Raw genomic sequence first — 26,481 nt, forward strand, 5'->3', positions numbered from 1 at the left:
TTAATATAAAAAAACTGGCTAAATTATAAGGCCAGTTTTTAATATACACTTATTTTTTTAGAAGTATAGTTTATCTTATTTTTAATAATTCGAATAATTGGATAAATTGAAAAAATTAAAAATGTGTAAATTGGAATCTCAATTAAACTTTTAAAAATAATAGGAACCATAAAAAAGAAATAATATTCATTATATTTTCATGTCCCACCACGGAAGCGATTATGATAATTTATATAGGCAAAAGGACCTCATAATCATCTTGTAATTATTATAATTGCAAATACAGTAATTAAAATATTAAATAAAAGGTAAGAAGAGTATTTAGTTTTTATACTTTTAGTTTTGATATATAAAGTAAGGAAAATAATTGAAAGTATTCAGATAGAACTTATTCCAAATGTTGATATTCCAATAACTGCTTGAAGCGAATACTTCTTCTTTCTTTTAATAGAAGTTTCACTTAGTGGAAGTGAGTTGTATTCTTTAGCTAAAATTGCGATAAAAATAATTGTAATAATTGCTAAGAATATAAAGCCAATAATTCATGTTTTTTTATCGTTGCTTTTAGTTAAACCATTCATAAAAAAACCAGATAAAAATGAAATTAAAACAGGTATAAGAGCGTATTCTGGCATTCATGTAGATATTCCGAAAATAACTTGGTTAAGTGTATCGCATAAGATTCCAATAATAGCACCTTTTCAAGGCCCAAGAGCAAGTCCGAAGACAATAAAGACTGCATAAGTAATTGATATATTAAAAGCTCCAACAAAAACAAATCTCTCGAATAAAGCCATAATCATATATAAAGAAAGCAATAAACCAAATAAAGCAATTTCAAAAATCGAAAGACGATATGTTTTTGTCTTAATTGTTCGTCTTATATTCTGTAATCAATTTATAAACAAAGTATTAACCTCCTTTTTGCAGTGAATACAATTATAACAAATAAAACTGATTATAGAAAGTAAAGTAATACAAACAAAAAAACAGGCAAAACCTGTTTTTAAGTTAAATTATTTTGATACCAATTCTGAAATAGTTTTAACCATTGCAAACATTGGTTTTTCATTAATATCACATGTTCCAGCAATATCAAAGTGAATATATTCAACACCATTTGTAAATTCGTTTAAGAACATTGCAGCCGAAGAAGAACCAGCATTTCCAGTGAAGTCTGTATTTTTTAAATCAGCAACAATTGACCCTTTAATGTATTCAGCATATTCTTCATCAAGTGGCATTCTTCAAACAAGTTCGTGTTGAATTTTAGCTGCTTTTTGCACATCTTCTCAACCTTTATCAGTTGTACTTCAAACCCCGGTGTATGTATCACCTAAAGCCATAATCATTGCTCCAGTTAATGTTGCAACGTCAATTAATCTTGTAGCATTTAGTTTTGTAGCACCATAGTAAAGACCATCAGCCATAACTAAACGACCTTCGGCATCAGTGTTGTTAACTTCAACTGTTTTGCCACTCATTGAAGTTCAAACCGAGTCAGGTAATGAAGCATCACCATTAACTCTGTTATCAGTAATACACATAATAGCAGCAACGTTTGTTTCAGGTTTAGTTTGAGCAATAATTTTCATTACTGCTGCTACAACTGCTGATCCACCCATGTCATATTTCATTCCATTCATGTGACGACCAGTTTTAATGTTGTAACCACCTGAGTCAAAGGTAATTCCTTTACCAACTAATACAGTTTTTTCTTTTGATTTTTTATTTCCGTTGTATTCAATAACAACAACTCTTGGTTCAAATACAGAGCCTCTGTTAACTGAAAGAAGTAAACCCATTCCTAATTTTTCAATTTCTTTTTTATTTAAAACAGTAACTGATAAATTTTTGTATTGTTTTAATTCTTTTTCAGCGATTGCAGCTAATTGTTCTGAGTTTAATTCATTTGGAGGTGTAACACCTAAATCTCTTGCTCAGTTTTGTGCTTCTGAAAGAATAACAGCCTTGTTGAAGTAGTTTAATAAATCTTTTTGTGGATTTTCTAAATATAATGAAAGATTATTTTTGTTTTCTTTTTTATAAACAGTTTTTTTATTAAATAATTTAGCAGCAGAAAAGTTAATTCCTTTTGTAAAAGCATCAGTTGTGTCATAAATACAAATTTTCTTATCAACAGGAAATGTTTGTAAGTCAATTTGATAATTTCTAGCAGCATTTAAGGCTAAAGATTTAGCAAAATCATACATTTTGTCAAATCCCATGCTTTCTCTATCGCCCATGTAAACATAAGCAATATTTTGTGCTAAAAATTCTGTAATTGTAAATTCTTTTTCAACAAGGTTAGTAGGTAATTCATCGCCTTTAAAAACAGCTTTTAGTAGTAAATAATCATTACGTTTTGTATCAATTTTTTTAATTAATTCCATAATATTTCTCCTTACTTTCTTTATTTTTGTTTTTCGGCTAATTCAACTAATGTAGAAACTAAAATACCTAAACCTGTGTTATTTGCATCTGCAGTTCCAGCAACATCACAGTGAATGAAATCAACTTTGTTAGCAAACTCATTTAAGAACATTGCTGCTGAGTTTGAATCCGCTTTTGAAGAATTGTTGTAGTTATTTAAATCGGCAACTAATGATGCTTTATTTGTTTTATGGAAGTCTTCATGCATTGGAAGTCTTCAAACTTTTTCATGTGCTACTTGAGCTGCTTCACTAAATACGTTTCATCTTTCATCATTTGTAGCGTAGATTCCTGAGTATGTTTTACCTAACGCTCTTAACATAGCCCCCGTTAATGTCGCAACATCAACAATTAAAGAAGCATTTAATTTCTTAGCTGCATAGAAAATACCATCAGCTAATACTAAACGACCTTCAGCATCAGTGTCTGTAATTTCAACTGTTTTACCACTCATTGATTTAACAACTGATTCAGGAACTGTACCATGTGTATCGATAGCATTGTCTGTTAACATCATAATAGCAGCTACGTTTGCTTTAATTCCTAATTGAGCAATTGCTTTAACAGCATAAGCAACAATAGCTGAACCTGACATATCAAATTTCATACCTTCCATATGGTATCCTTTAGTATTATAACCACCAGTATCAAAGGTAATTCCTTTACCAACATAAACAAATTTTTCTTTGCTTTTTGGATTTCCATTATATTCAACAATAACAACACGAGGTTGATATGATGAACCAGCATTAACTGCTAGTAATAATCCCATACCTAATTTTTCAATTTCTGGTTTGTTCAATACTTTAACAGTTAAACCTTCAATGTTTGCGAAGTCTTTTTTAACTTCACGTGCGATTCATTCACTTGTTGCAATGTTTGGAGGTGTAATTTGTAAATCACGAGTTTTTGTAACATTTTCTGAAATTAAAATCAATTTCTTAACAAACTTTACATAACTTTTATCTTCTAAAAATAGTGATAATTCAATTTTGTTTTCTTTAGATTTTTTATCTTCTTTTTTTGCTGAAAATAATTTAGCATCAAAGAAAGCCATTCTTGTAATAAAAGCTCTTAAAACTTCTTCAGTTGTTAAAAATGGTAATTCTGCAAATGAAGCAATATCAATTTGATAGTTTCTTCTTTTTAAATTAATAATATGGTCAACAATTTTTAAAAAACCATAATAATCTTTTACTTCTTTTGAAACGTAAATGTAAGCAACATTTTTATCAAAGTTTTCTGTTACATACTTATGAGTGGTTGCAACACATGAACAAAATTCTTGTCCTTCATAAGCAACTTTTAATAACATATTACTATTACGTTTTGTTTCATAATTTGATATCATAAAGTCTCCTTCTAATAAAAAAATACTATTTTTAAATAGTATTCTTAAATTATAAACATTTTTATTTTAATTATTCTATTTTGTCGATCAATCAATTTCATTTTTACCTAATTGTTTTAGTTTATCATTTATTTTCTTAAAAACATTACTTCCAATAAAACCCCTTCAACAAGAAAGAGGTGAGGGATGAGGAGTTTTAAAAATTAAATCTTCATTTGCATTAAGTTTTTTTACAAAATCAAAAGCATCTTTTCCCATAGCTAAGAACAAAGTATTAGGTTTTATTAAAATCATTTTTTTTAATAAGTTAATGTTAAATATTTCTCATCCAATATTCTTGTGCGCAAGAGTTTTATCCTTTTCCGTTGTTAAAATTGTGTTTAAAAGTAAAACACCTTGATTTTTTCAGGCTCTTAAATTATTGGTTAAAAAAGTTGAATTTGGATATGAGTTTTTAATTTCTAAAAAAATATTTTTGAGTGAAGCTGGAGTTTTTAAGTTGTTGGTAGAAAAAGCAAGGCCATCAGCATTATTATTAGTTGGATATGGATCTTGACCAATAATAACCAGTTTTAAATTATCAAAATCGAAATTATCAAAAGCAGCAAAAATTAATTCTTTGCTTGGTACAAAATTATCTTTTGATATCACTTTCTCAATATTTTTTCAATATTTTTCTTTCTTTTGGGCAGATAAAAAATTTATAAAGTTAAACTTCATGAATAACCTTTTTCTTTCCTTCGAATTGATATTCAATTAAGTATAAAAAACCATCTAAGAATTCAATTTTAATTGGTGTTTTTATTTTTGATAAGCTAGCTCTAAAAATTTTTAATCTTTTATTGTTATAAATAATAAAAGCACCCGGTTGATCATTAAAAGCTCTTATTTTATTTAATGCTTGTTGGCAGGTAAGATTTGTAAAAAGTTCTGCTTCTTCATTTTGAATTTTAGGAGCAAAAGTGACTAATTCTTCATTTTGAATTTTGCGCTCAAAATCGTTGTTGTAAATTTCTTCAAGTCAATTGCCAATAACCAATGATGTTTTCTTTGCAAGTTTATTGAAAAGTTCTAAAGCGGTATCATCTGCATCTATTTTAATTTGAAAAGATTTAAGAACATCACCGGCATCCATTCTATCAATCATTTCTATTAGAGAAATTCCGGTTATTTGATCGTTATTTAATAAAGTATATTGAATTGGTGATGCCCCACGATATTTTTCCAATAAACTACCATGAACATTTAATGCTAATTTTTCAGGTAAACTTAAAATGCTATTTGGAATAAATTGACCAAATGATGCTGTTATAAAAAAGTCAAATTCTAATAATTTTAAGTCCTCATAAATTTCTTTAATTTTATTTGGTTGAAAAATTTTTAAACCAAACTCATTAGCTAATTGTGCTATTGGGGTCAAAATAATATTTTTATTTCTATCCATTTTTTTATTTGGTTGGCTTATTAAACAAAGAACCTCAAATCTTGAATCCAGAATTAATGATTTAAAAATTGTTTTTGAAAATTCACCTGTTCCTGCTAAAACTAATCTAATTTTTTTCATAAAAAAATTATACTTGATAAATAAAATTAAAATAAAAAGCCAATCAGTATTGGCTTAATAATTTCAAATTGAATAATAATATTTTTTATCTTTAGTGTCTAAGGACATTTTAAACACTTCATATTCTAGTGAGTTAATATGTGGTGATTCTGATTTTCTATAAGTTGTTGTGCGGCGTTTATTATTTTGGTATCTTGCAAAGAAGTTGTTACCTGTATTATTTCAATTATTATCATTTAACAATGAGAATATTTCATTGTTTTCTTTTAGATTCAAGTCATATTCTCCATTATTATCTAAATCTATTCAAAGTTTAATGTCAAATTTCTTATTATTAAATTTAGACTTTAAAGTATTTTTATTAATGTTATTTATAAAATAAGAAACATATTGATAATCTTTATTAAATAAATCAGGATAAATTCAAGATTCATCTCAGTAATCTTCTTGTTTTGTATTATCTTTATGATATTGAAAAATTGAATTTCATTTCTTTTTACTTATAAAGTTATAATCATTAATATTATAATCAAGTGACATAAAGTTGTTTTTGTCATCTTTATCTACTAAAAAGATTTTTGATTTTACATTATCCATTTTTTTACTTTCTAATAGTTCTTTAGGTAATTGAAAATAACCACCGAAATTAATATAATCCTTTTTATTATTATTTAAATTATAGTTTGTAAAGCTTATTAATTCACCTCAACCCATTAAATCAATATAGGCCTTAAATAATCCTTTTTGTCTAGAATCACCAACATTTTTAAAAGGTTTTTCGTAAGTGTTTGTTTCATGATTTAAAATATTAGATTTAAAATTCTCTATTTGATCTTTAAAAACTCAGTTTGAAGCAAAAGTAACTAATTCTCGATTAAGATGATAAGGAGTTTTTTGTAAAAAAGCCAAGTTTTTTAAAATATCATCACCAGCAGCATTAAAAATTAACCCTGGTAATTTTTTATTCTCTTTTTGAAAGTAAAAGAAGTTTTCAGCCAAGCTACGACTAGGATTATAAAATCGAGCATTTGGTCCTAAAGATAATTTAATAATTTCTCTTGGAAAAAGTTCAGTCATTGAAAATGTATATCTAATAGTTTTAATTGAAGTTGGAGAAGAAAAACTAATCCCTTGATATTTATTGTTATTAAAAAAATATTTCTTGCTATCTAAAATTTCATATTTTTTCTTTTCATTTAAATCAATATTAACATTTGCAGCTCTAAATAAATCATTAGAACTAAAAAAGCGATAAACGGGAATCTGATCTTTATCGTAGTAAAAATCCTCGTTACTTCTTAATAAACGATTATCCCCAGCTTTTCCAATGTAATTAAGATTAAATCTAAATTCACTTAAAAACTTTTCATTGTTTACTTCAAAGTGTTTATGATCATGATCACCATCATATTCAATTAAATCATTATTTGCTAAATTATCAGTCTTTTTTATTGATTTATTATACATGTTATCAATATGGTGAGTATATTCATGCATTAAAACACCAAAGATCATTTCAACCCTTTTTTCAACAGGTTTTTTTAGTAATTCTAGATTTTGGTCTAGAATTCCTTTTAAAAAGATAAATATCTCTTTTGATGATGGAAAATATGCGCCATTAGTTCTGTCTTCAGAAATGTAAGAATTATTAACATTGATATTTATAAGTTTAATTGCATTAATTTCAGGCCCAAAAATTGCACGTTTTTTAAACATATCATTTAATAGTTTTAAACCTTTTTGACCTAAAAAATATATTGGATTATTGCTTTCATCTTTTGCTACTGGTTTTTCTAAAAAAGATAAGTTTCCAATAACAAAGTTTTTATTTAATTCGTTTGAATTATTTACATCTTTTCTATTGAAAATTAGTGCATTATCTGAATTTCTTTTTTCTATTATGATATTTTTGTTCTTGTTAATTTCAATGTTATCTTCATCATCTTGATTTTCATCAGGATTTAAGGGAGTTATTCCCCCTTGATCTGAGTCTTGAGCTTTATTTTTCTTAAAAATTGCATTATAAGTAAAATAACCAGCAGTACCTAAAAAACCCAAAGTTGCTGCACTAATAAATAGTCCTAATAAAAATTTTCCAAATTTTGATTTTTGTTTTTCTGCCATATTATTTCCCCTTCATTAATTACCTATTTATAATAAAAAAATTATAAATATTTAATAAATTAAATATTACACTATTTTTATAAATTATTATAATTATTATTATGTTAAGAATTATTGCAGGAAAATACCGTTCAAGAATATTAAAACAACCTTCAAAAACTACAACAAGACCAACTGTCGACCGCGCTAAGGAAGCAATTTTTTCTTCAATTCAATTTGATATTGAAGGTAAAGAATTTTTAGATTTATTTTCAGGATCAGGTTCTTTTTGTTTAGAAGCATTATCAAGAGGGGCGAAAAAAGCAACTTGTGTTGAAAAAGATCGCGCTGCATACAAAATTATTTTGGAAAATAAAGCTAGTTTAAAAGAAGAAAATTTAGAAGTTTTTAATACTGATGCTTTATATTTTTTACAAAAAAACCTAGATAAAAAGCTTGATTTTGTCTATTTGGATCCACCATTTATAGAAAAAGAATTATTGCTTAAATGTATTGATATTTTAACGGAAAATAAAATGATTAATTTTGAAGGAAAAATCATTGTCGAGACTGATTGACAAGATTTTTCTTATGATAAAAACGAGTTTGAAATTGTAAAAATGAAGAAATATGGAAAAATATATATTTACTTTATTGGAAGAAAATCATAGCAAAATTGTATAATTGATTATTAATATAATAATTTGTCTTAATTTAAAAACAAATAAGGAGAAAATATGGAGAAAAAGTTAATTATTTTTACTGGTCCTTCAGGTGTGGGGAAAGGTACAGTTGAACAAAGTTTATTTACTAATCAAGATTTAAAGTTAAAGTTATCAGTTTCAATCACTACAAGAAAACCACGTGAAGGTGAAATTGATGGTGTTCATTATTATTTTGTGCCAACTGAAACTTTTGAAACTTTTATTAAAGAAAATAAATTGTTAGAATATTCAAAACATTTTGATAACTATTATGGAACTTTATATTCAGAAATTTCAAATATTCTTAGTTCTGGAAAAATTCCATTTTTAGAAATTGAAACAAATGGAGCAAAACAAATAATTGAAAAATACCGTCAAGAAGGAAGAGAAAATGAAATATGTTCAATTTTCTTAATGCCACCTTCATTAACTGAACTTGAAAGAAGAATAGAATCAAGAAACACTGAAACATATGATTTAATTTTAAAAAGACTAGATAAAGCAAGAGAAGAAATTATTCTTTCTTCAATGTTTGAATATGTAGTTGTAAATAATTCAGTCGAAGACACGGTTGATAAAATTAAAGAAATCATTAAAGAAAACTTTGCTCATATAATTGATGCTAATGATCAAGGCGAAGCTGGTAGAAAGGCATAGGATAAATGGATTATATTATTAAAACGGATAAAGGAAAATTTCGAAAAGAAAACCAAGATAATGCTTCAATTGCTTTTTTAGGTGATTGAAGTCTTGCAGTTTTGTGCGATGGAATGGGTGGCCATTTTGGAGGGTCATTATGCTCACAAAAAACAATTGACTATCTTTTTGAATATTTTTATGAACGTTTTAATAAGGATGTTAAGTTTGATGATAAGAAAGCAATTAACAAATGATTCAATAATGCTTTAAGTTATGTTAAAAAATCATTAAAAAGAATAATTGAAAATAATAAGGAATATGAAGACATGGGGACAACTTTAACAGCTGCCCTGGTTTTTAATTTAAATAAGGAAGCTTATATTTTTAATATCGGAGATTCAAGAACGTATGCATATAATGGGCTACTTCATCAAATAACTACTGATCAAAATTTATTACATCAACTTGTAAAAATAAAAAATGTGGATATTGAGTCTGCTAAATTATTGCCTGATGCTAATAAATTAGTAAGTTGTTTGGGACCTAAAAAAACAATGAAATGTGATAGCTTTTTATTGAAAAGCGATGAAAAAGTTAAATACTTATTATTGACATCAGATGGTGTACATGATTATATTGATAAACCGAATATCGAACAAATATTACAAGATTCAAAATTAAACTTAGAATCAAAATGTGATAAATTAATAAAAATTGCCAAAACAAATATGTCAAAAGATAACCTCACTGTTTTATTATTGGAGTTTTAATTATGTTAAAAAGATTAGATAAATATGAAAACGTTAATAAGCATTTTGAAGACTTTGTTTTAATTGGAAGTGGTGGATATGGCGAGGTTTATTCAGCAACTTTCAAAAAAACAGGTAGAAGAATGGCAATTAAAATATTAACTGTACCTGATGCAGCAAAAAAAGAAATTAATCAAATAAGATTCAAAAATGAATGTAATGTACTAAAAACAATAAACTCTAAAAATGTTGTTCGAATGATTGGGTATTATGTGAGTGAAAACGAGTCTTATTATGCAATGGAATTAATTAAAGGGACTAATTTAAGAAGTTTAATAGCAAAATACAAGAAACTACCGGTTGAAGAGGCAATAAGAATTGCAAGAGAAATTTGCGAAGGCTTAGCTGACATTCATTTAGCTAATGTTATTCATCGGGATTTAAAACCAAGTAATATATTAATTGAATCAGAAACAAATACTGTTAAATTAATTGACTTTGGAATTTCTTTAAGTGATGATTCCTTGAGGGTTACTGCTGATAATAAAACTGTTGGTTCTGTTCAATATTTAGCGCCCGAAATTCCTACAAGAAGTCAAGCAGCATCAATTCAAAGTGATATTTATGCTTTTGGAATGATTCTTTATGAAATGTTAGCAGGTCATCCAGTTTATCAAGGAATTGATGCTCAAGCAGTGCTATTATTACAAATTAATGGAGAAATACCACCATTAGAAGGTGTGGGTAAAACAATACCTCAAGCTGTTGAAAATATCATTATTCGTTGTACAGCAAAAAACCCATCAGATCGATATAAGAATTGTGTAGAAATAATAAGTGATCTAAATCATTGTTTACAACCACAAGCCGCTTTAGAAAAACGTTTAGACTTATCAAATAAAGTTGTTAATAAAAATAAAAAAATAAGTAAGGCGTTAACAATAGCATTAATAACTTTAGGCTCTAGTGCAGCAGTTGGATTGTTAATTTATTTAATTGTTTTTTTAGCAGATTATTTTAAAAAGTAAAGAAGGTAAAATGGAAAAAGGCAAAATTGTTAAATCAGTAGCAGGTTTTTATGACGTTAAATCATTTGAGGATAAAAAGGTTTATCGTGTTAGAGGATCTGGTAAATTAAGACTTTTAGATATGAAACCTATTGTTGGTGATAATGTTGAATTTGAAAAAGACGGTTTAATTCATCATATTTTAGGTAGAAAAAATTTCTTTATTCGCCCTAAAATAGCAAATGTTGATCAAGCAATTGTGGTCATGTCATTAGTTGAACCTGAATTTAGTTCCCAATTAGTTGATAAGTTTTTAATAATTATTGAGAACAAAAATGTAGAACCAATTATTGTTTTAACTAAAAAAGATTTAACCTCAACATCGAAAATTAACTATTACAAAGATCAAGGTTATAAAGTTTTTGAAATTAACTATGAAGATAATACTGGATTTGATGGATTGCGTGAATTATTTAGACATAAAACAAGTTTTTTTGTTGGACAAACGGGAGTTGGTAAAACAAAATTAATTAACTATTTAGCTAAAACTAATTTTGAAACACAAGCTATTTCAAAAGCCTTAAACCGTGGTAAACACACAACTCGTGAAGTTAGCTTAATTGACTTTGGTGGTGGTGAAATAATTGACACTCCCGGGTTTTCATCAATTGAGTTTGATTTAACAATTGATGAGATGCCAATAGCATTTAATTCATTTAGAGAAGCTTCAGCATTTTGTAAATTTAGAAGTTGTAGACATTATCATGAAAGATTAGAAGATTGTGAAGTAAAGAAAAGAGTTGAAAGCGGCGTAATTAAAAAAGAAAGATATGATAACTACATTAGTTTTATTAAACGCATGCTTGAACCAATGTATTAATTTATCAAGGAGAAATTATGAAAAAAATCAGTCCATCAATATTAGATGTTCCAAAAGACCAATTAATTAGTTATGTTAATAAACTAATTGAATGAAATGTTAATAATGTTCATTATGATGTTATGGATAAAGAATTTGTTCCTAATCAAGCTTTATCATATAAAGAAATAGAACAAATTTATAATGAATGTCCAAAACATCAAATGGATATTCATCTAATGGTCAAAGACATAAATTATTATTATGATTTATTTAAAAAGTTTAATGCAATTCTTACTTTTCATTATGAAGCCTTTAAAAATGAAAACCAAATTCAAGAATTAATAAAACAAGCAAAAGAAGATAATGTAAAAATTGGAATAGCCTTTAATCCAGACACAAAAGTTGATAAAATTTTACCCTTACTTAAAAATTTTGATTTAGTTCTACCAATGAGTGTGTACCCTGGCAAAGGCGGACAAACTTTTATTGAAGATACATATCTAAAAGTTAAAACTTTAAGAGATTTTATTGATCAAAACAATTTAAATACCATTATAGAAATTGATGGTGGAGTTAAGGATTTTAACATTAAAAAATGTTTTGAATCAGGTGTTAATTTAGCTGTTGTAGGATCTTTTTTAGTGAAAAATTTTTCTAAAGAAACAATTGATAAATTATTAGACTAATTTTATTTAAATAAAAGGAAACAATATGACTGATAATAAAAAACAAGAAGAAAGAAAAAAACTTCATAATTCTATTTGAAAAATAGCTGAAGAGCTGCGTGGGTCAGTAGATGGTTGAGATTTTAAACAATATGTTTTAGTCACACTTTTTTACCGTTTTATTTCCGAAAATATTACAAAATATATCAATGATAATGAACGCGAAGCAGGTAACGCTAATTTTGATTATGCTTTAATATCTGATCAGGATGCAATTAACTCTAAAGAAACATTAATAAAAGAAAAAGGTTTCTTTATTAAACCTTCTTCATTGTTTATTAATGTTGTTAAAAACGGTCAAGATAATGAAAATTTAAATGAAATATTAAATAATATTTTCAAAGAAATAGAAGGTTCGGCTATTGGAACAGCTTCTGAAGAAGATTTAAAAGGTTTATTTAGTGATATGGATACCAATAACACGCGTTTAGGAGCAACGGTTATTGAAAGAAATAAAAAGCTATATAGCATTTTAAAACATATCTCAGATTTAGAATTAGGTAATTACCAAGATAATACTATAGATGTATTTGGTGATGCATATGAGTTTTTAATGGCTATGTATGCATCTTCTGCGGGTAAATCTGGTGGAGAATTTTTTACACCTCAAGAAGTATCTGAACTATTAGCTAGATTAACATTGATTAATTTTAACGATGAAAATAAAAAAGATAAAACAGAAATAGATAAAGTATATGATCCATGCTGTGGGTCTGGTTCTTTATTATTAAAATATGCAAAAATTTTAGGAAAAGAAAATGTTAAAGAATCATTCAGCGGTCAAGAAATTAATTTAACAACATATAACTTAGCAAGAATTAATATGTTCTTGCATGATATTAATTTTGATAAATTTCACATCCGTCTTGGCGATACATTAACCAACCCATTGCATATTGATGAAAAACCTTTTGATGCGATTGTTTCTAACCCTCCTTATTCAATTAAATGAGAAGGTGATTCTAATCCGACTTTAATTAATGATGAAAGATTTTCAGTCACAACTTTAGCACCAAAATCAAAAGCCGATTTAGCCTTTGTTTTACACATGATTAACCATTTATCTGCAGATGGTACAGCGGCAATTGTTGAATTTCCGGGTACACTATATCGTTCCGGGGCTGAAGCTGATATTAGAAGATGAATGGTAGAAAATAAGAATGTTATTGATACAATTATTCAATTACCATCCAACTTATTTTTTGGAACTTCAATTTCAACATGTATTTTTGTTTTAAGAAAAAATAAAACAGATACAAATGTATTTTTTATTGATGCATCTAATGAATTTTTAAAAGAAACTAAGACTAATAAATTAACAGAAGAAAATATAACTAAAATTGTTGAGGCAGTTAGATTTAAAAAAGAGGAAGAAGGTTTTTCTCGACTAGTTTCGTTAGAAGAAATTAAAGAAAAAGATTTTAATCTATCAGTTAATGTTTACATTCAAAAGAATAATAATGATGAAATTATTGATATTAAAAAGCTTAATTCAGATATCAAAGAAACTGTTTTAAAAATTAATAAGTTACGTGAAGAAATAGATTTAATCGTTGCACAGTTAGAAGGTAGCGATGAGTAATAAAGAAATAAAAACTTACAAGTTATATGAATTAGTAAATTTTGATAAAAGATTTAAAGGCGTTGATAAAGAAAAACAAAAAGAAATATTGAAATTTAAACACATAACAGCTGAAAAACTAAAATCTTATAAAAAATCAGATAATGGGAATGTTCGTTTAATTTCTACTGGAAATTTAGATTTTTATACCGATGTAGATGTAAAAAGCAATGAGGTAAATTTTGGCGAAGTAATTAGTCTACCTTCAGGAGGAACTGCTAACTTAAAATATCATAATGGTTATTTTATTGATGCTTTAAATATTCTTTTTTCTTCAAAAGATACAACTAAATATAATTTAAAATATGTTTATCATTATTTGAAATCTAGGATATCTGAAATTCAAAATAATTATCGTGGATCTTCAATTCAACATCCGGACATGACTTCTATTATAGAAATGTCAATAAAAGTTCCGCCTCTTGAGACTCAAAATAAAATTGTTAATATTTTGGACAGGTTCACAGAGTTAGAAACAGAGTTAGAAACAGAGTTAGAAACAGAGTTAGACCTTAGAAATTTACAATATAAGTACTATTTAGATACTTTATTAGACTTTTCAACTAACAAAATGTTATTAAAAAACATTTTAGGTGAAAATTTATTAGAGACTAGTAACCTAAATGTAGATAAATTTAAATTAGGTGATATTTGCAATATTGAAAAAGGCAAAAATTATACTAAAAATTACATTCAAAAAAATTCCGGTATATACCCTGTGTTTTCATCTCAAACTTCAAATAACGGAATTATAGGTTGTATAAATTCATATGATTATAATGGTCAATTTTTAACTTGAACCACAGACGGAATATATTCAGGAACGGTTTTCTATAGAGATGAAAAATTTTCTGCATCAAACCATTGTGGAATTATTAGTGTAAAAGACCCAAATAAAATAAATATAAAATTTTTATTTTATTTATTAAAAATTAAAATGCCTAAAATTGTTGTTAGTGCATCTTATATGAAAACATTAGGCTTAAATGTTGCCAAAGAAATTATTTTAGATATACCTCACATCAATATTCAAAACTGCATTGTAAATATTTTGGATAAATTAGAAACTTACACAAAAGATATCAAAACTGGATTACCTCTTGAAATAAAACAAAGAAAAGAACAATTTGATTATTATCACAAAATGTTACTAACTTTTGATGATAATCCAGAGAGAGTTAAGTAGTTCATATATTACATTACTAAATGAATTGGAAAGAAAATTATTGATTAATAATTTGTTTATTTATGAAGAATTGCAAAAAGTATGTGAAATGAAATATGGAGTTGGTAATGTAATTCCTAAAAACATTAATGGAATTTACCCAGTATATGGTGCTAATGGTGTGGTAAGTATAGCAAATGAATATAATAATTCAGATTCAGTAATCGTTGGACACATTGGAACTGTCGGAAAAGTAATTTGAGCTCCTGGAAAGCATTATGTTACATACAACGGAACTATTGTAAAGAGTAAGAACAATAACAAATTAGTAAATAAATTTATATACTACTTTTTATTAACTCAAAATTTAGAAAAATTTAAAAAAGGTAGTCAACCATTTTTATCAATAAAAGATTTTAATAAAATTTTAATTCCTATCCCAACAATAGAAGTTCAAAATAAAATAGTTGAAATTTTAGATAGATTAGAAACATATATACAAGATATTAAGAACGGATTACCCAAAGAAATAGAAGAAAGAAAAAAACAATATAAATATTATTTAAACAAACTTTTAAATTTTGATTAATTTTTAAAAATATAATAAGGAGTTATGAATATGGAAACAAAAATATTAGCATATAATGATAATTCAACAGTTGTTGCTGAATTTATTAAAAGCAATAATAATTCAACATATTTTGAATCAGAAGCTTCCCTTGAAGAACAATTTATAAAAAAACTTGTTTCTCAAGGGTATGAATATTTAAAAATAAAAGATAAAAATTCTTTAATGCAAAATTTGAAGGGCCAAATTGAAAAATTAAATGATTTTAAATTTAGTGGTTCTGAATGAAAAAGATTTTTAAATTTATATTTATTAAATGAAAATAACTCTTTAGAAGATTATTCTAATATTGTTCAAAATAACTATATTTATGCTCTTGAATTAGATGATAATAAAGGTATTAAAAATATTAAAATACTTGATAAAACCAATATTCATAATAATTATTTACAAGTAATTAACCAATATGAAGTTACAAGCCAAGACAATATCAAAAATAGATATGATGTGACTATTTTGGTAAATGGTTTGCCACTAGTGCATATTGAATTAAAACGCCGTGGTGTTGATTTAAGAGAGGCTTTTAATCAAATTGAAAGATATAAAAACAAAACAATGTTTGAAAAAGATAGTTTGTTTTTATTTACACAAATATATGTAATATCAAACGGTTCATATACTAAATATTATTCTAATACAACAAGGGAAATTTCAATTAAATCAAGAAATAATCAAAATATCAAAACTAAAAAGACTTCAAACTCTTTTAAATTTACAATTAATTGAACAGACTCTAAAAATAATCGTATTAATGATTTATTTGATTTTACCCAAACCTTTTTTGCTAGACATACAATATTAAATATATTAATTAAATATTGTGTTTTAACATCAGATAAAACATTATTAATATTAAGACCTTATCAAATTGTGGCCACAGAAAAGATAATTAATAAAATCAATGTTTCTTTATCATCTCCAAATAAATTAGGCACTATTGCCGCTGGTGGATTTATTTGGCATACAACAGGTTCAGGAAAAACCTTAACCTCTTTTAAAACTTCAATGCTTGCTAAGGATATACCTAATGTAGATAAAGTATTTTTTGTTGTTGATAGAAAAGATTTAGATTATCAAACAATTAAGGAATATGAAAGATATAAGAAGGGTTGTGTTGTATCTAGTTCTAACTCAAATCAATTAAAAGATAATATTGAAAATAACGAACAAAAAATTATTATTACCACAATTCAAAAATTAAATATTTTTATAAAGAATAATATCAAAAGTGGTCACCCTATATTTAATAAAAACGTCGTGTTAATTTTCGATGAATGTCATCGCTCACAATTTGGTACATTCCAAGCTAATATAAGCAAAAAAGCATTTAAAAACTATATGCTTTTTGGTTTTACAGGAACACCAATTTTTGAACAAAATAGTTTAATTAAAAATAGTTTTAATAATAAAAAAACTACTAAGGAAGTTTTTGGTGATTGCTTGCACACATACACAATTGAAAAAGCTGTAAAAGACGGAAGTGTTTTACCTTTTAGAGTTGAATATGTTAATACAATAAAATTAAAAAAAGATATTGAAGATAAACAAATATCAGGGATTTTGAAACTAGAAGTTTTAGAAAATAAGGAAAGAATTTCTAACATTGTTAAATGAATTTTGGAAAACTTTGATAGATTAACAAGAAGAAATCGAGATTATATAAAAATAAATAGAACAATAAATATTCCAGATTTAGCTAAAAGCAATATTGGTTCATATGTAAAAGAAAAAAAATCTGAATCGGTTTTAAATGGTTTTAATTCTATTCTTGCATGTAGCTCAATTAAAGCAGCAAAAATTTATTATAATGAATTTAAAAAGCAACAAGAAAATCTTCCTGAGGAAAAAAGATTAAAAATTGGATTAATATATAGTTTTGCTCCAAATGAAGATATAACCGAAAACTATTGTAATTATCTTGATGAAGAAAATAACGAAAGTGTTAATGGTTTAGACCAAAGCTCAAGAGATTTTTTGGATGAAGCAATTGCTGATTATAATAAAATGTTTAATGTGTTTTATTCAACAAATAATGAAAGTTTTAATAATTTTTATAAAGATTTTAGCCTACGCCTAAAAAATAGAGAATTAGATATTGCTATTGTTGTTAATATGTTTTTAACTGGTTTTGATTCAACTACATTAAACACATTATGGCTTGATAAGAGATTAATATATCATAGTTTATTGCAAGCTATGTCTAGAACAAACCGTATTTTAAATGAGGTTAAAAGTAATGGAAATATTGTTTGTTTTTCAACTAACGAAGATTCTGTTAACAAAACGATTCAACTTTTTACTGATGAAGATAAATTAAACAATGTTATTATTTGCAGAAATTTTTCTGATTACTATAATGGATACGTAGATGATGATGGAAGCGTCTATAATGGTTATACATATTTTGTTAAGAGATTAAATGAAATGTTTCCTAATGATGATTATGATAGATTTTTAAATGAAGAAGAGGAACATAATTTCATTAGAATTTTTGGTGAAATTTTAAAAGCGAGAAATATATTGATGCAGTTTGATGAATTTAAAGAAAATGATATTCTAAAAGATCGTCAAATTCAAAATTATCAAAGTACCTACTTAGAGTTAGAGTATAAACATAGAACTCAAAAAAGACAACAGAGCGAAAGTATTTTAAACGATTTAGTTTTTGAAACTGAATTGATTAAATCAGTAGATATTGATATAAATTACATTCTAGATTTAATTGCTAAGTCAATGATAGAAAATAATAGAGTAGTTAAAAATAATTTGGATACTATTATTTCTTCTAGTCCAAATCTAAGATCTAAGAAAGAACTTATTAAACAATTTTTAAATAAAGTTAATTCTACAATCAATGATAATGAGCAAATTGATATTTATTCTTACTGAGATCAGTTTAATCTTAAACAAAAACAAGAAGGTTTAAAAAAGATTATTTTAGAACTAAATTTAGATGAAGAAAAAACCAAGAAATTTATCAATCAGCAATTTAAAAATGGCTTCTTTAATGATTCTGGCACAACTATTCCTGATTTAATGAAAACTAAATTTAGTTTATTTGATAGTAATAAAAGAGAACAAAAAATTGTTGAATTAACAGATAAACTAAAAGAATTCTTCTATAAATTTTTAAACTAATTTTAATAATATAAATAAACTTTTTACAGCAAACTTTCTTTGCTGTTTTTTTATTTTTTAAAAAGTACACAAATTGAACAAAAAATTATAAAAATAAAACTTTTTAAAATAAATTATAAAAATAAGTAAAACGATTTTAGAAAGGAAAAAATATGTCAGAAAAAAGCAGAACAATTCTAACACTTTTATCATTTTTCTTAGGAGGACTAGGAATTGATAGATTTTACGGCGGTAGAATCATTTTAGGAGTACTAAAATTACTTACAGCCGGAGGATTTGGAATTTGAGCACTTGTTGACTTTATTTTAGCAGTTTGTGGTGCTCAAAGAGACGGACAAGGTCAATTAATCCGTAAGTGGTAAACGTTGAAATAATCCTAAAAATAAAAACAAAAAAGTTAACAGCATGTTAACTTTTTTATATTTAATTTCTTGTTATGCGTTTTGATTAGTTTTAGCTTTTTCTAAAACCTCATTTATTTTTTCATCATTATAGAAATCATCATATTCTAAATTAATATCTGGTTCAACACCACTTTCAATTTCCTTGTTAGTTTCTCCAAAAACAGCATTATTTGGTGAACTAATTGTAATTGTTGTTCCATCAATTAAAGCAATTGGCATAATAGCAGACATACCACCACCGGTTCTTTTACCAATAATTTTAGCAATGCCCATTTCTTTTACAATGCTTGTTAATTGGTTGGCTGCACTAAATGTATTTAAGCTTACTAAAAGATTTCAGTTGTATTTTTCATAAGCATCACCATCGTAGTTTTTATCACCATCAGTATCTACTTTAGATTTGCTTAAATCACCTCTTCTGTTTAAAATGTCAAATTCACGATTTAGAATTGGTTTATCAGTCATAAATCCTAATGTTCTAACCATTGAATTAACACTACCACCACCGTTGATAGCAATATCTAAAACAATATTCTTAATTTCTGGTTTTTTAGCTACTTCTGACATTAAATGACGCATTAAGAAGTATGTGTCGTATTTTCAAGCATCTGGTCCTTGAATATCTTCTTGAGTACCATCTTCAAATTGTAATAATGTTACTATAGCAGTATTTCCGTGGTAACGAATGTAATCATCTGGACCAAAGTTACTAATCTTTTTACCAAATTTCTTTTCAAATTTGTCAACCAACATTTTTCTGTTGCTTTCAAAATCGATACGGTATTTACCATAGTCATTTGGATATTGTAATTTTTGTTTTAGTTTTTGATCTCATTGAGTTTCGTAGTATGAGAATGAATTTAGTCTTGTGTGTAATTCATTCAATTGTTTGTGAAAAATATTTACATATGCTTCATTATATTGTTCGGGATCTGTTGAAAGTAATTTGGCTTTATCTTCTGGACTAATAAATGATTCAAATGATTCAATTTGTTTATAGTATTTTAATCCATAGAAATAATCCATAGTAAATGCTAAATGGTCAAAGTTAGCTTTACGTTCTTCAACGGTTGCAGTTTGTCCACTTAATCCAGAATCTTGTCTAATTCTTGTTCTTGGTTCATCTTCAATTGAACCTCAAGAATCTAAACCGGCTTCTAAGTTTGTAAATGTTTTACCATTAAAGTAAATATTATTAAATGTTTGGCTTATAAATAAAGTGTTAAACACTGAGAATGGAAGTAATAATTTACCATCCTTATATAAAATATCCATATGATATTTTGCAAGGTCAAACATTACTCCTTTATCATCTTCGTTTTTACTTTCATAATCTATTTCTAAAAATTGACTATCATCTGTTAATTCTTGTGGTTTAAGAATTTCATAGAAGAATGAAGTGCTTGTTGTAAAAATCTTGTTTTCTTTTCAATCAACAATTAATTTATTTAATGTTTTACCATTTTCGTCTTTTGACAAATAAACTTTTCTATTTTTAACTTCATCTATATATGAACTATATAGATTTAAATCAACTAAACCATCTAATACTTTTAAAAATTCATCTAAATCAACATAAACTACTTTAGATTTATCTTCTTTAACCTTATAAGCGTTTACATCGTTTTTTTCTTGAATTGTATATTCAGGGTTGTAGTTTTTAAAATTGTGAGCTGAGACTTCTACTTCAACAGCATTATCATTTTGTGGAGCAACTTCTTCACTTTCTTTTTTTTCTTTTTCTAATTGTTCAATTTTTTTATTTTTTTCAAGAAGTTCTTGCTCTTTATTTTTTAGTTCTTCGATTTTTTGATTCTTTTCGCGAAGTTCCTGTTCTTTCTTTTCTAATTCCTTTTTAATTTTCTCTATTTCTTCATTAGATGCAGTATTATTTTGGCAACTTGCAGATAAAATTGCAACTGGTGCTAAACCAACTGTAGCTAATGGTAATAAGTAATTTAATAATTTAGCTTTTTTTGATTTATTCATAAATACCTTTCGTTTTTAATTTAATATGCGTTTTTTATACTAATACTTTTTTTAAAAAAAGATTAAAAAAGTCTAAAAATGAGCATTTTTTATAATAAATAATTCTCTAATATATATTTATATATATTAAAATTATCGCTTTTGAATTTAGGTTTACTTTTAAAATAACAAATTTAAAGAAAAAGAATAAACAAACTTCTTGTTTTTTATATAAAACACAAAAAAGAGAAATTTTAAGCCAAAAAATAAAAGCATAATATTGTATCACTTTAAATTTTTTGTTAATTAAAATGTAAAACTCATTAAACTTTTTGATTAATATTATTTTATTTTTTTCATTATATAAAAATAATTTATAGTATAATATAAACGCTTTTAATAGCAATAAGTAGATTCATTTCTCACCTAAGTGATTTTTTGCTGGGTCGCTACACATAAAGAATATTTATTATGTAGTTTTTGGGAAGTGGTCTAAACCCACTTTTTATTTATTTTAAGGAGGAAGTTATACCAAAAGATAACTCAAATTTTGCAAACAATCAAAGCAAGAAACCAAAATCAGAACACGTTGTTAATAACGAAATACCTTATAAAAAAGTTTTTGTTTTAGGCCCAGATAATGAAAAAATTGGTGTTTTAACAAAAGAGGAAGCTCTTGATAAAGCATCAGATTATAAAATGGACTTAGTACTTATCTCAATTGAAAACAATAAACCAATTACTAGAATTATGGATTATGGAAAATTCAAATATGATAAGAAGAAAAAACAAAAAGCCGTCAAAGAGAAACAATCAGTAACAATTAATCGTGAAATTAGATTAACACCTTTAATTGGCCAACATGATTTAGAAACAAAAGCACGTAAAGCACGTGAATTTATTTTAGAAGGTAACCGTGTTAAAATATCTGTTAAATTCAGAGGTAGAGAACGTAGCAGAACTGAACTTGGTGAAGACATATTAAACAAATTTTATGTTTTAATTGAGGACATTGCAAAAGTATCAAAAGAAGCAACTTTAGTAAATGAACGTTTTCTAGATATGTATGTAGAAAAAGATAAGAAAAAAGTTGAAGCTTTAAATAAAAAAAATAACGAACCTTCAGAACAACAAGGAGAATAACATGCCAAAAATGAAAACCAAAAGCGGTTTAAAAAAGAGAATTAAAATAACTGCAACAGGTAAAGTTAAACGTGGAAACGCTTACCGTTCACATTTAGCTCAAAACAAAACAACAAAACAAAAACGTCAATCTCGTAAATCATCAACTCTATCAGCATCTGATTTCAAGAGATACAAAGAATTAATTTAATTTTATAATTTAAGAAAGGAAATATTATGCGTACAAGAGGCGGAATAGTTACAAGAAGAAGACGTGCAAAATGACTAAAATTAGCTAAAGGTTACTGAGGACACAAATCAATCGGTTACAGAGTTGCTAAACAAGCTGTTGTTAAATCATGAACATATGCATTTAGAGACAGAAAACAAGTTAAACGTGAATTCAGAAAATTATGAATAGCACGTATTAATGCTGCTGCAAGAACAAATGGAATTACATATTCAAGATTAATCGAAGGATTAAGCAAAGCTAACATTAACATTAACAGAAAAATGCTTTCAGAATTAGCAATCAACTACCCAGAATCATTCTCAAGAATTGTTGAATCAGCTAAAAAAGCTTTATCTTCAAAATAATAATATAAACCTAGGCAAAAAAGCCAGGTTTATTTTTTTATTCTATAAAACTAACTCAATTTTAAATCTCAAATTTTAAAGTAGTAAAATTATGAATACAAGGTTTTAAATTAACATCTTTTTAATATTAAAAATTTTATGTATTAATACATAAAAGATTTTAAATTGTGTTATTATTTTTACCATAATTGAGGACATATGAGAATACATAAAAATAAAAATTCATCAAACGAAGTAAGGTTAGATCTTGCAAAAACTAATCAACTTAAAACAGAAGAATTTATTGCACTAAAAAAAGAAAATAAAAAACGTAAAAATAAAAAACTACCTTCAAATGTTCCATATGATTTAAATCCATATGGCGTAACATTTTTTAATGTTTGAAAAAAATTTCCCAAGAAGATGTTAATGGTCTTTCTTTCAGCAATTTTATATAACGTTGCTATCGCAACATTTCTTGCAAAAGCTGCTACCGTTGCAACTGGTGTTTCTGCATTAGTTCAGGCTTTAACTTTTACGGTTTCAGTTACAGCTCCATACTTTGCTTACATTTACTTTTTATTAAATTTACCTTTAATCATAATTTTTTGAAAGAAAAATTCAAGAATGTTTATGATATTGACGACTTATTGGTTATTATGACAAGTCGCATTTCAATCAGTCTTATTAATTGGGCCAGTTGGTCACTTCTTCCATAAAATTTCAATTTATTACGTAAACTGAATTTCACCAAGTGAATCAAACTTTACCAACGATTTCAAAAGTTTAATTCCTTGAGATGTTTATGGGACATATGCTAATTCTTATCATAATTTATTTGATTGAATGAATACTTTACCAACACCTAATTCAGACGGATTATATATTCTTGATTTAAAGAATTCTTTACATGCGGGTGTTTCACGAGAATTAGGTTATATTAGTTATTTAACTCAATCTCAATTTGCACAATTATCTCACTTTAAACATTTAATTGGGAATGGTTTTGGAAACCCTACTTGACCAATTATTGTTTACGCAGTTATTGGTGCTGGCATGGCTGGTATTGCTGGTGGAATTGCCTGAAAAAATTCAGCTTCAACAGCCGGTGGTGATTTTATTGTTTATTATATTTCAAGAGTTAAACAAAAATCTGTAGGTCACATTTCAACAATTGTTGCTTTAATCTTTGGAGCTTTTTCGATTGTAACAATTACTATCGTTGAATTACTTGGCATATCTGCTGATCGCCCATTTAACGCTGCTGGTTTATTATTAAGAATTTTATGTTCTATTGCTTATGTATTTATTTATATTTCATTTATTGAATTAATCTTTCCTAAATACCGTAAGATTAGAATTGAAATATATAGTAAAACCCCAGAAAAAATTATTGAACGTTTCAAATTAATTAATTATTGACATGGTTACAATATTGATAAACTTGTAGCTGGTTATACGAATACCGAAACAGTTAAAATTGAAACTTTTGCCTTATATTTAGAAAAAAACTTAATTAAAAATGAAATTTTATTAGCTGATCCTAATGCTTGAATGACAGTTTCAAGAGTTCATAATATTATTGGAAAATTTGACACTTCAAAAGTTGAATCATAATTAAAAAACCAGGTTTTGATATGAAACCTGGTTTTATTTATTCGTCTTGTCCTAGTTCATCTAGTTTGTTAATACGAGCAATATGTCTTCCGCCCTCAAATTCTGTATTTTCTCAAGTGTGAAACATGTTTTCAACTTCATTACCAGATAGTAATCTTCCGCCCATACATAAAATATTTGAATTATTATGCGCCTTTGATAATCTAGCTTCTTCTTCATTAGTTACTCTTGCACATCTAATATTCTTAAAGCGGTTTAAAGCCATTGATATTCCAATACCTGAACCACAAAAAGCAACAAACTTAGTATCTTCACGGTTTAAATCTTTTTTGACTTCTTTAGCAAATTCAGCACCAACTTCAGCATAAGAAACTGGTTCACCTTCGCTCTTAGAACCAAACAATTCTACTTGATATCCTTCATTTTCTAGTCTATGAGCTAATTCTATTTTAGCGTTGTGACCAGCGTGGTCACTTGTAATCTTAACAATATTTTTTTTCATTTTATTTCCTTAAAATTTCGCCATCTTCAACTCTAATAATTTGACTTGGCTTTTGACTCATTTCCCCAAAATTATATACGTTAGTTATTTCTGGAAAAAGAATCTTTGCATTTTCAATTGTTTTGCATACTGGGGCATTAGATAGATTGCAACTTGACATATATGCTGGCCCATTTTTTTCTAAATATTCTAACAATAAAGGTTGATTAGGCATTCTGAAACCTTGATCATTAACAACTAAAGTTGTAGCACCTGGTCAATACTTTTTAGCTAATTTTTCAGCTTCAGGATTTCATTGCTTAAACATACGTGCTTGTTTAAGTGAAGCAACCAAAATAATTAATTTTTTATTTCTGTCTCTCCCTTTAATTTCATAAATTAAATTTTCAGTTTCACTATCAACGGGACCACCAATACCTAAAACGGTATCTGTTGTTGATATAAATAATTTATTATATTTGTTTACCATATTCATATTATATAACATTATAATAAGTAAAAGTATATAATAATACTATGCCAGAATTACCAGAAGTCAAGACTGTTGTTAAAAACCTAAATGAGACAGTTTTAAATAAAAAATTATTTAAATTAGAAGTAATTAAATCTAAACTTTTTAAAGAATATGACATTCCGTATTTTCAAAATAATTTAGAAAATGCAACAATCATCAAAATAGAAAATAAAGGTAAACATATTATTTTTTATTTTGATAATGATAAAGTTTTACTTTCGCATTTGCGAATGGAAGGCAAATATCGTTATTATCAAGAAAAATATGATGAACCTAAACATCTAATTGCCAAATTCATTTTTGAAGACAAAAGTGAGTTAGTTTATCTAGATAGTAGAATGTTTGGAACATTTCACTTAAGAAATAAAAATAACTATGATCAAATTCTACCCCTAAGTAAAATTGCAAATGAACCTAATGATGTTAATATTGATAGATTATTTGATAAGTTTAAAAATAGTACGACAGCAATTAAGACTAAACTTTTAGATCAAACAAATGTAGCTGGGCTTGGAAATATTTATGTAGATGAAGCTCTATTTGCTGCAAAAATTCACCCTAAAAGTCAAAGTAAAAATATTTCTAAAAAACAATTAAAGGACATTTTAGAAAATGGGCAAATAATAATGGATAAAAGTTTTGAACTTGGTGGTTCGACAATTCATACCTACGAAAGTTTTAATGAGCAAACTGGTCAATTTCAAAACTTTTTATTAATTCATAGTGACAATATTAAATCTTGTTTATCATGTAATAATAAAACAATTAAAATAAAAGTAAATGGACGTGGAACATATTTATGCCCACATTGTCAAAAGGAATACTAACATGGGTTTTTATTCTTTTACAATTGATTTACATGGGCAAACTAGTGAGGAAGCCATTGTTAATGTTTTAAATGCATTATTTAGCTTAGAACAAGAAGAATTTTATGAATATTTCGACATTATTGTAGGAAATGGAACAGGGACACTAAAATTTGTTGTTAGTGATCTATTAGAAGAAGAAGGATACTCATTTGATTTTATTAATTCTAATCATTCAATCATTAGAGTCTATCGTAAATAAAACAGATAGGAAGAAAAGTTA

Annotated in this window: 26 protein-coding genes; 17 read left to right on the top strand and 9 right to left on the bottom strand. The window is 26.3% G+C overall.

What is annotated here, in order from left to right; all coding sequences use genetic code 4:
• Positions 1–38: 38 nt before the first annotated feature.
• From ACQW0Y_RS00055 to ACQW0Y_RS00080, 6 genes are all read right to left on the bottom strand, one after another.
• A complete protein-coding gene (locus ACQW0Y_RS00055) occupies positions 39–908 on the bottom strand; it encodes an ECF transporter S component (RefSeq protein ID WP_427867170.1) in 870 nt (289 codons plus the stop codon).
• 108 nt (positions 909–1,016) lie between these two features.
• Positions 1,017–2,393 carry a M17 family metallopeptidase gene (locus ACQW0Y_RS00060; RefSeq protein WP_427867171.1) on the bottom strand — a complete coding sequence of 459 codons (1,377 nt, stop codon included), beginning with the start codon at positions 2,391–2,393 and terminating at the stop codon, positions 1,017–1,019.
• Positions 2,394–2,413: 20 nt separating this feature from the next.
• Entirely contained in the window at positions 2,414–3,784 is a 1,371-nt protein-coding gene (locus ACQW0Y_RS00065) for a M17 family metallopeptidase (protein ID WP_427867172.1), read from the bottom strand.
• 75 nt (positions 3,785–3,859) lie between these two features.
• Positions 3,860–4,504, bottom strand: a complete 645-nt coding sequence (locus ACQW0Y_RS00070; protein WP_427867173.1) for a uracil-DNA glycosylase — start codon at positions 4,502–4,504, stop codon at positions 3,860–3,862.
• Positions 4,494–5,348 (bottom strand): methionyl-tRNA formyltransferase, encoded by an 855-nt coding sequence (locus tag ACQW0Y_RS00075; protein ID WP_427867174.1) that lies wholly within the window; start codon positions 5,346–5,348, stop codon positions 4,494–4,496. Before ACQW0Y_RS00075 ends, ACQW0Y_RS00070 begins: the two co-directional genes overlap by 11 nt.
• Positions 5,349–5,402: 54 nt before the next feature.
• The gene (locus tag ACQW0Y_RS00080; protein WP_427867175.1) at positions 5,403–7,472 is read right to left on the bottom strand and encodes an MYPU_1760 family metalloprotease; all 2,070 of its coding nucleotides are present in this window, start codon (positions 7,470–7,472) and stop codon (positions 5,403–5,405) included.
• Positions 7,473–7,573: 101 nt separating this feature from the next.
• On the opposite strand from ACQW0Y_RS00080, the gene rsmD reads away from it, so the two are divergent.
• From rsmD to ACQW0Y_RS00135, 11 genes are all read left to right on the top strand, one after another.
• The gene (gene rsmD / locus ACQW0Y_RS00085; RefSeq protein WP_427867176.1) at positions 7,574–8,122 is read left to right on the top strand and encodes a 16S rRNA (guanine(966)-N(2))-methyltransferase RsmD; all 549 of its coding nucleotides are present in this window, start codon (positions 7,574–7,576) and stop codon (positions 8,120–8,122) included.
• Positions 8,123–8,188: 66 nt separating this feature from the next.
• Positions 8,189–8,812, top strand: a complete 624-nt coding sequence (gene gmk, locus ACQW0Y_RS00090) for a guanylate kinase (protein ID WP_427867177.1) — start codon at positions 8,189–8,191, stop codon at positions 8,810–8,812.
• A gap of 5 nt (positions 8,813–8,817) precedes the next feature.
• On the top strand, positions 8,818–9,564 hold the full coding sequence (locus ACQW0Y_RS00095; protein WP_427867178.1) for a PP2C family protein-serine/threonine phosphatase: 747 nt from the start codon (positions 8,818–8,820) through the stop codon (positions 9,562–9,564).
• 2 nt (positions 9,565–9,566) lie between these two features.
• On the top strand, positions 9,567–10,571 hold the full coding sequence (locus tag ACQW0Y_RS00100) for a serine/threonine protein kinase (protein ID WP_427867179.1): 1,005 nt from the start codon (positions 9,567–9,569) through the stop codon (positions 10,569–10,571).
• Between the two features lie 10 nt (positions 10,572–10,581).
• Positions 10,582–11,430 (top strand): ribosome small subunit-dependent GTPase A, encoded by an 849-nt coding sequence (gene rsgA, locus ACQW0Y_RS00105; RefSeq protein ID WP_427867180.1) that lies wholly within the window; start codon positions 10,582–10,584, stop codon positions 11,428–11,430.
• Positions 11,431–11,447: 17 nt separating this feature from the next.
• Positions 11,448–12,098: a ribulose-phosphate 3-epimerase gene (locus ACQW0Y_RS00110; RefSeq protein ID WP_427867181.1), complete on the top strand. Its 651-nt coding sequence runs from the start codon at positions 11,448–11,450 to the stop codon at positions 12,096–12,098.
• Between the two features lie 25 nt (positions 12,099–12,123).
• Positions 12,124–13,719, top strand: a complete 1,596-nt coding sequence (locus ACQW0Y_RS00115) for a type I restriction-modification system subunit M (RefSeq protein ID WP_427867182.1) — start codon at positions 12,124–12,126, stop codon at positions 13,717–13,719.
• Complete coding sequence (locus ACQW0Y_RS00120) at positions 13,712–14,944, top strand: restriction endonuclease subunit S (RefSeq protein ID WP_427867183.1); 1,233 nt, start codon at positions 13,712–13,714, stop codon at positions 14,942–14,944. Before ACQW0Y_RS00115 ends, ACQW0Y_RS00120 begins: the two co-directional genes overlap by 8 nt.
• Complete coding sequence (locus ACQW0Y_RS00125; protein ID WP_427867184.1) at positions 14,919–15,512, top strand: restriction endonuclease subunit S; 594 nt, start codon at positions 14,919–14,921, stop codon at positions 15,510–15,512. Before ACQW0Y_RS00120 ends, ACQW0Y_RS00125 begins: the two co-directional genes overlap by 26 nt.
• Before the next feature lie 30 nt (positions 15,513–15,542).
• A complete protein-coding gene (locus ACQW0Y_RS00130) occupies positions 15,543–18,689 on the top strand; it encodes a type I restriction endonuclease subunit R (RefSeq protein ID WP_427867185.1) in 3,147 nt (1,048 codons plus the stop codon).
• Positions 18,690–18,841: 152 nt separating this feature from the next.
• The gene (locus tag ACQW0Y_RS00135; protein WP_060823431.1) at positions 18,842–19,051 is read left to right on the top strand and encodes a TM2 domain-containing protein; all 210 of its coding nucleotides are present in this window, start codon (positions 18,842–18,844) and stop codon (positions 19,049–19,051) included.
• 72 nt (positions 19,052–19,123) lie between these two features.
• Here the strand turns inward: ACQW0Y_RS00135 and ACQW0Y_RS00140 are convergent, their stop codons facing one another.
• On the bottom strand, positions 19,124–21,082 hold the full coding sequence (locus ACQW0Y_RS00140) for a S41 family peptidase (RefSeq protein ID WP_427867186.1): 1,959 nt from the start codon (positions 21,080–21,082) through the stop codon (positions 19,124–19,126).
• 459 nt (positions 21,083–21,541) lie between these two features.
• Here ACQW0Y_RS00140 and infC point away from each other — a divergent pair, with 459 nt between their 5' ends.
• The 4 genes from infC to ACQW0Y_RS00160 all read left to right on the top strand — a co-directional run bounded on the left by infC (position 21,542) and on the right by ACQW0Y_RS00160 (position 24,376).
• Positions 21,542–22,204 (top strand): translation initiation factor IF-3, encoded by a 663-nt coding sequence (gene infC / locus ACQW0Y_RS00145; RefSeq protein ID WP_427867187.1) that lies wholly within the window; start codon positions 21,542–21,544, stop codon positions 22,202–22,204.
• A 1-nt stretch (position 22,205) separates the two neighbouring features.
• Complete coding sequence (gene rpmI, locus ACQW0Y_RS00150) at positions 22,206–22,394, top strand: 50S ribosomal protein L35 (RefSeq protein ID WP_004416337.1); 189 nt, start codon at positions 22,206–22,208, stop codon at positions 22,392–22,394.
• A gap of 26 nt (positions 22,395–22,420) precedes the next feature.
• Positions 22,421–22,780: a 50S ribosomal protein L20 gene (gene rplT / locus ACQW0Y_RS00155; RefSeq protein WP_004416335.1), complete on the top strand. Its 360-nt coding sequence runs from the start codon at positions 22,421–22,423 to the stop codon at positions 22,778–22,780.
• Between the two features lie 198 nt (positions 22,781–22,978).
• Positions 22,979–24,376 carry a YitT family protein gene (locus ACQW0Y_RS00160; protein WP_427867188.1) on the top strand — a complete coding sequence of 466 codons (1,398 nt, stop codon included), beginning with the start codon at positions 22,979–22,981 and terminating at the stop codon, positions 24,374–24,376.
• A 37-nt stretch (positions 24,377–24,413) separates the two neighbouring features.
• On the opposite strand, the gene ACQW0Y_RS00165 is transcribed toward ACQW0Y_RS00160, so the two are convergent.
• On the bottom strand, positions 24,414–24,878 hold the full coding sequence (locus tag ACQW0Y_RS00165; RefSeq protein WP_427867189.1) for an RpiB/LacA/LacB family sugar-phosphate isomerase: 465 nt from the start codon (positions 24,876–24,878) through the stop codon (positions 24,414–24,416).
• Between the two features lies 1 nt (position 24,879).
• The gene (locus ACQW0Y_RS00170) at positions 24,880–25,347 is read right to left on the bottom strand and encodes an L-threonylcarbamoyladenylate synthase (RefSeq protein ID WP_427867272.1); all 468 of its coding nucleotides are present in this window, start codon (positions 25,345–25,347) and stop codon (positions 24,880–24,882) included.
• 47 nt (positions 25,348–25,394) lie between these two features.
• On the opposite strand from ACQW0Y_RS00170, the gene mutM reads away from it, so the two are divergent.
• Both mutM and ACQW0Y_RS00180 read left to right on the top strand, forming a co-directional pair.
• Complete coding sequence (mutM, locus tag ACQW0Y_RS00175) at positions 25,395–26,219, top strand: DNA-formamidopyrimidine glycosylase (RefSeq protein WP_427867190.1); 825 nt, start codon at positions 25,395–25,397, stop codon at positions 26,217–26,219.
• A gap of 1 nt (position 26,220) precedes the next feature.
• The gene (locus ACQW0Y_RS00180; RefSeq protein ID WP_427867191.1) at positions 26,221–26,460 is read left to right on the top strand and encodes a Smr/MutS family protein; all 240 of its coding nucleotides are present in this window, start codon (positions 26,221–26,223) and stop codon (positions 26,458–26,460) included.
• The last annotated feature ends 21 nt before the right edge of the window (positions 26,461–26,481 follow it).

Source organism: Mycoplasmopsis arginini (assembly GCF_965278885.1).
GTDB lineage: Bacteria > Bacillota_I > Bacilli_A > Mycoplasmatales > Metamycoplasmataceae > Metamycoplasma > Metamycoplasma arginini_B.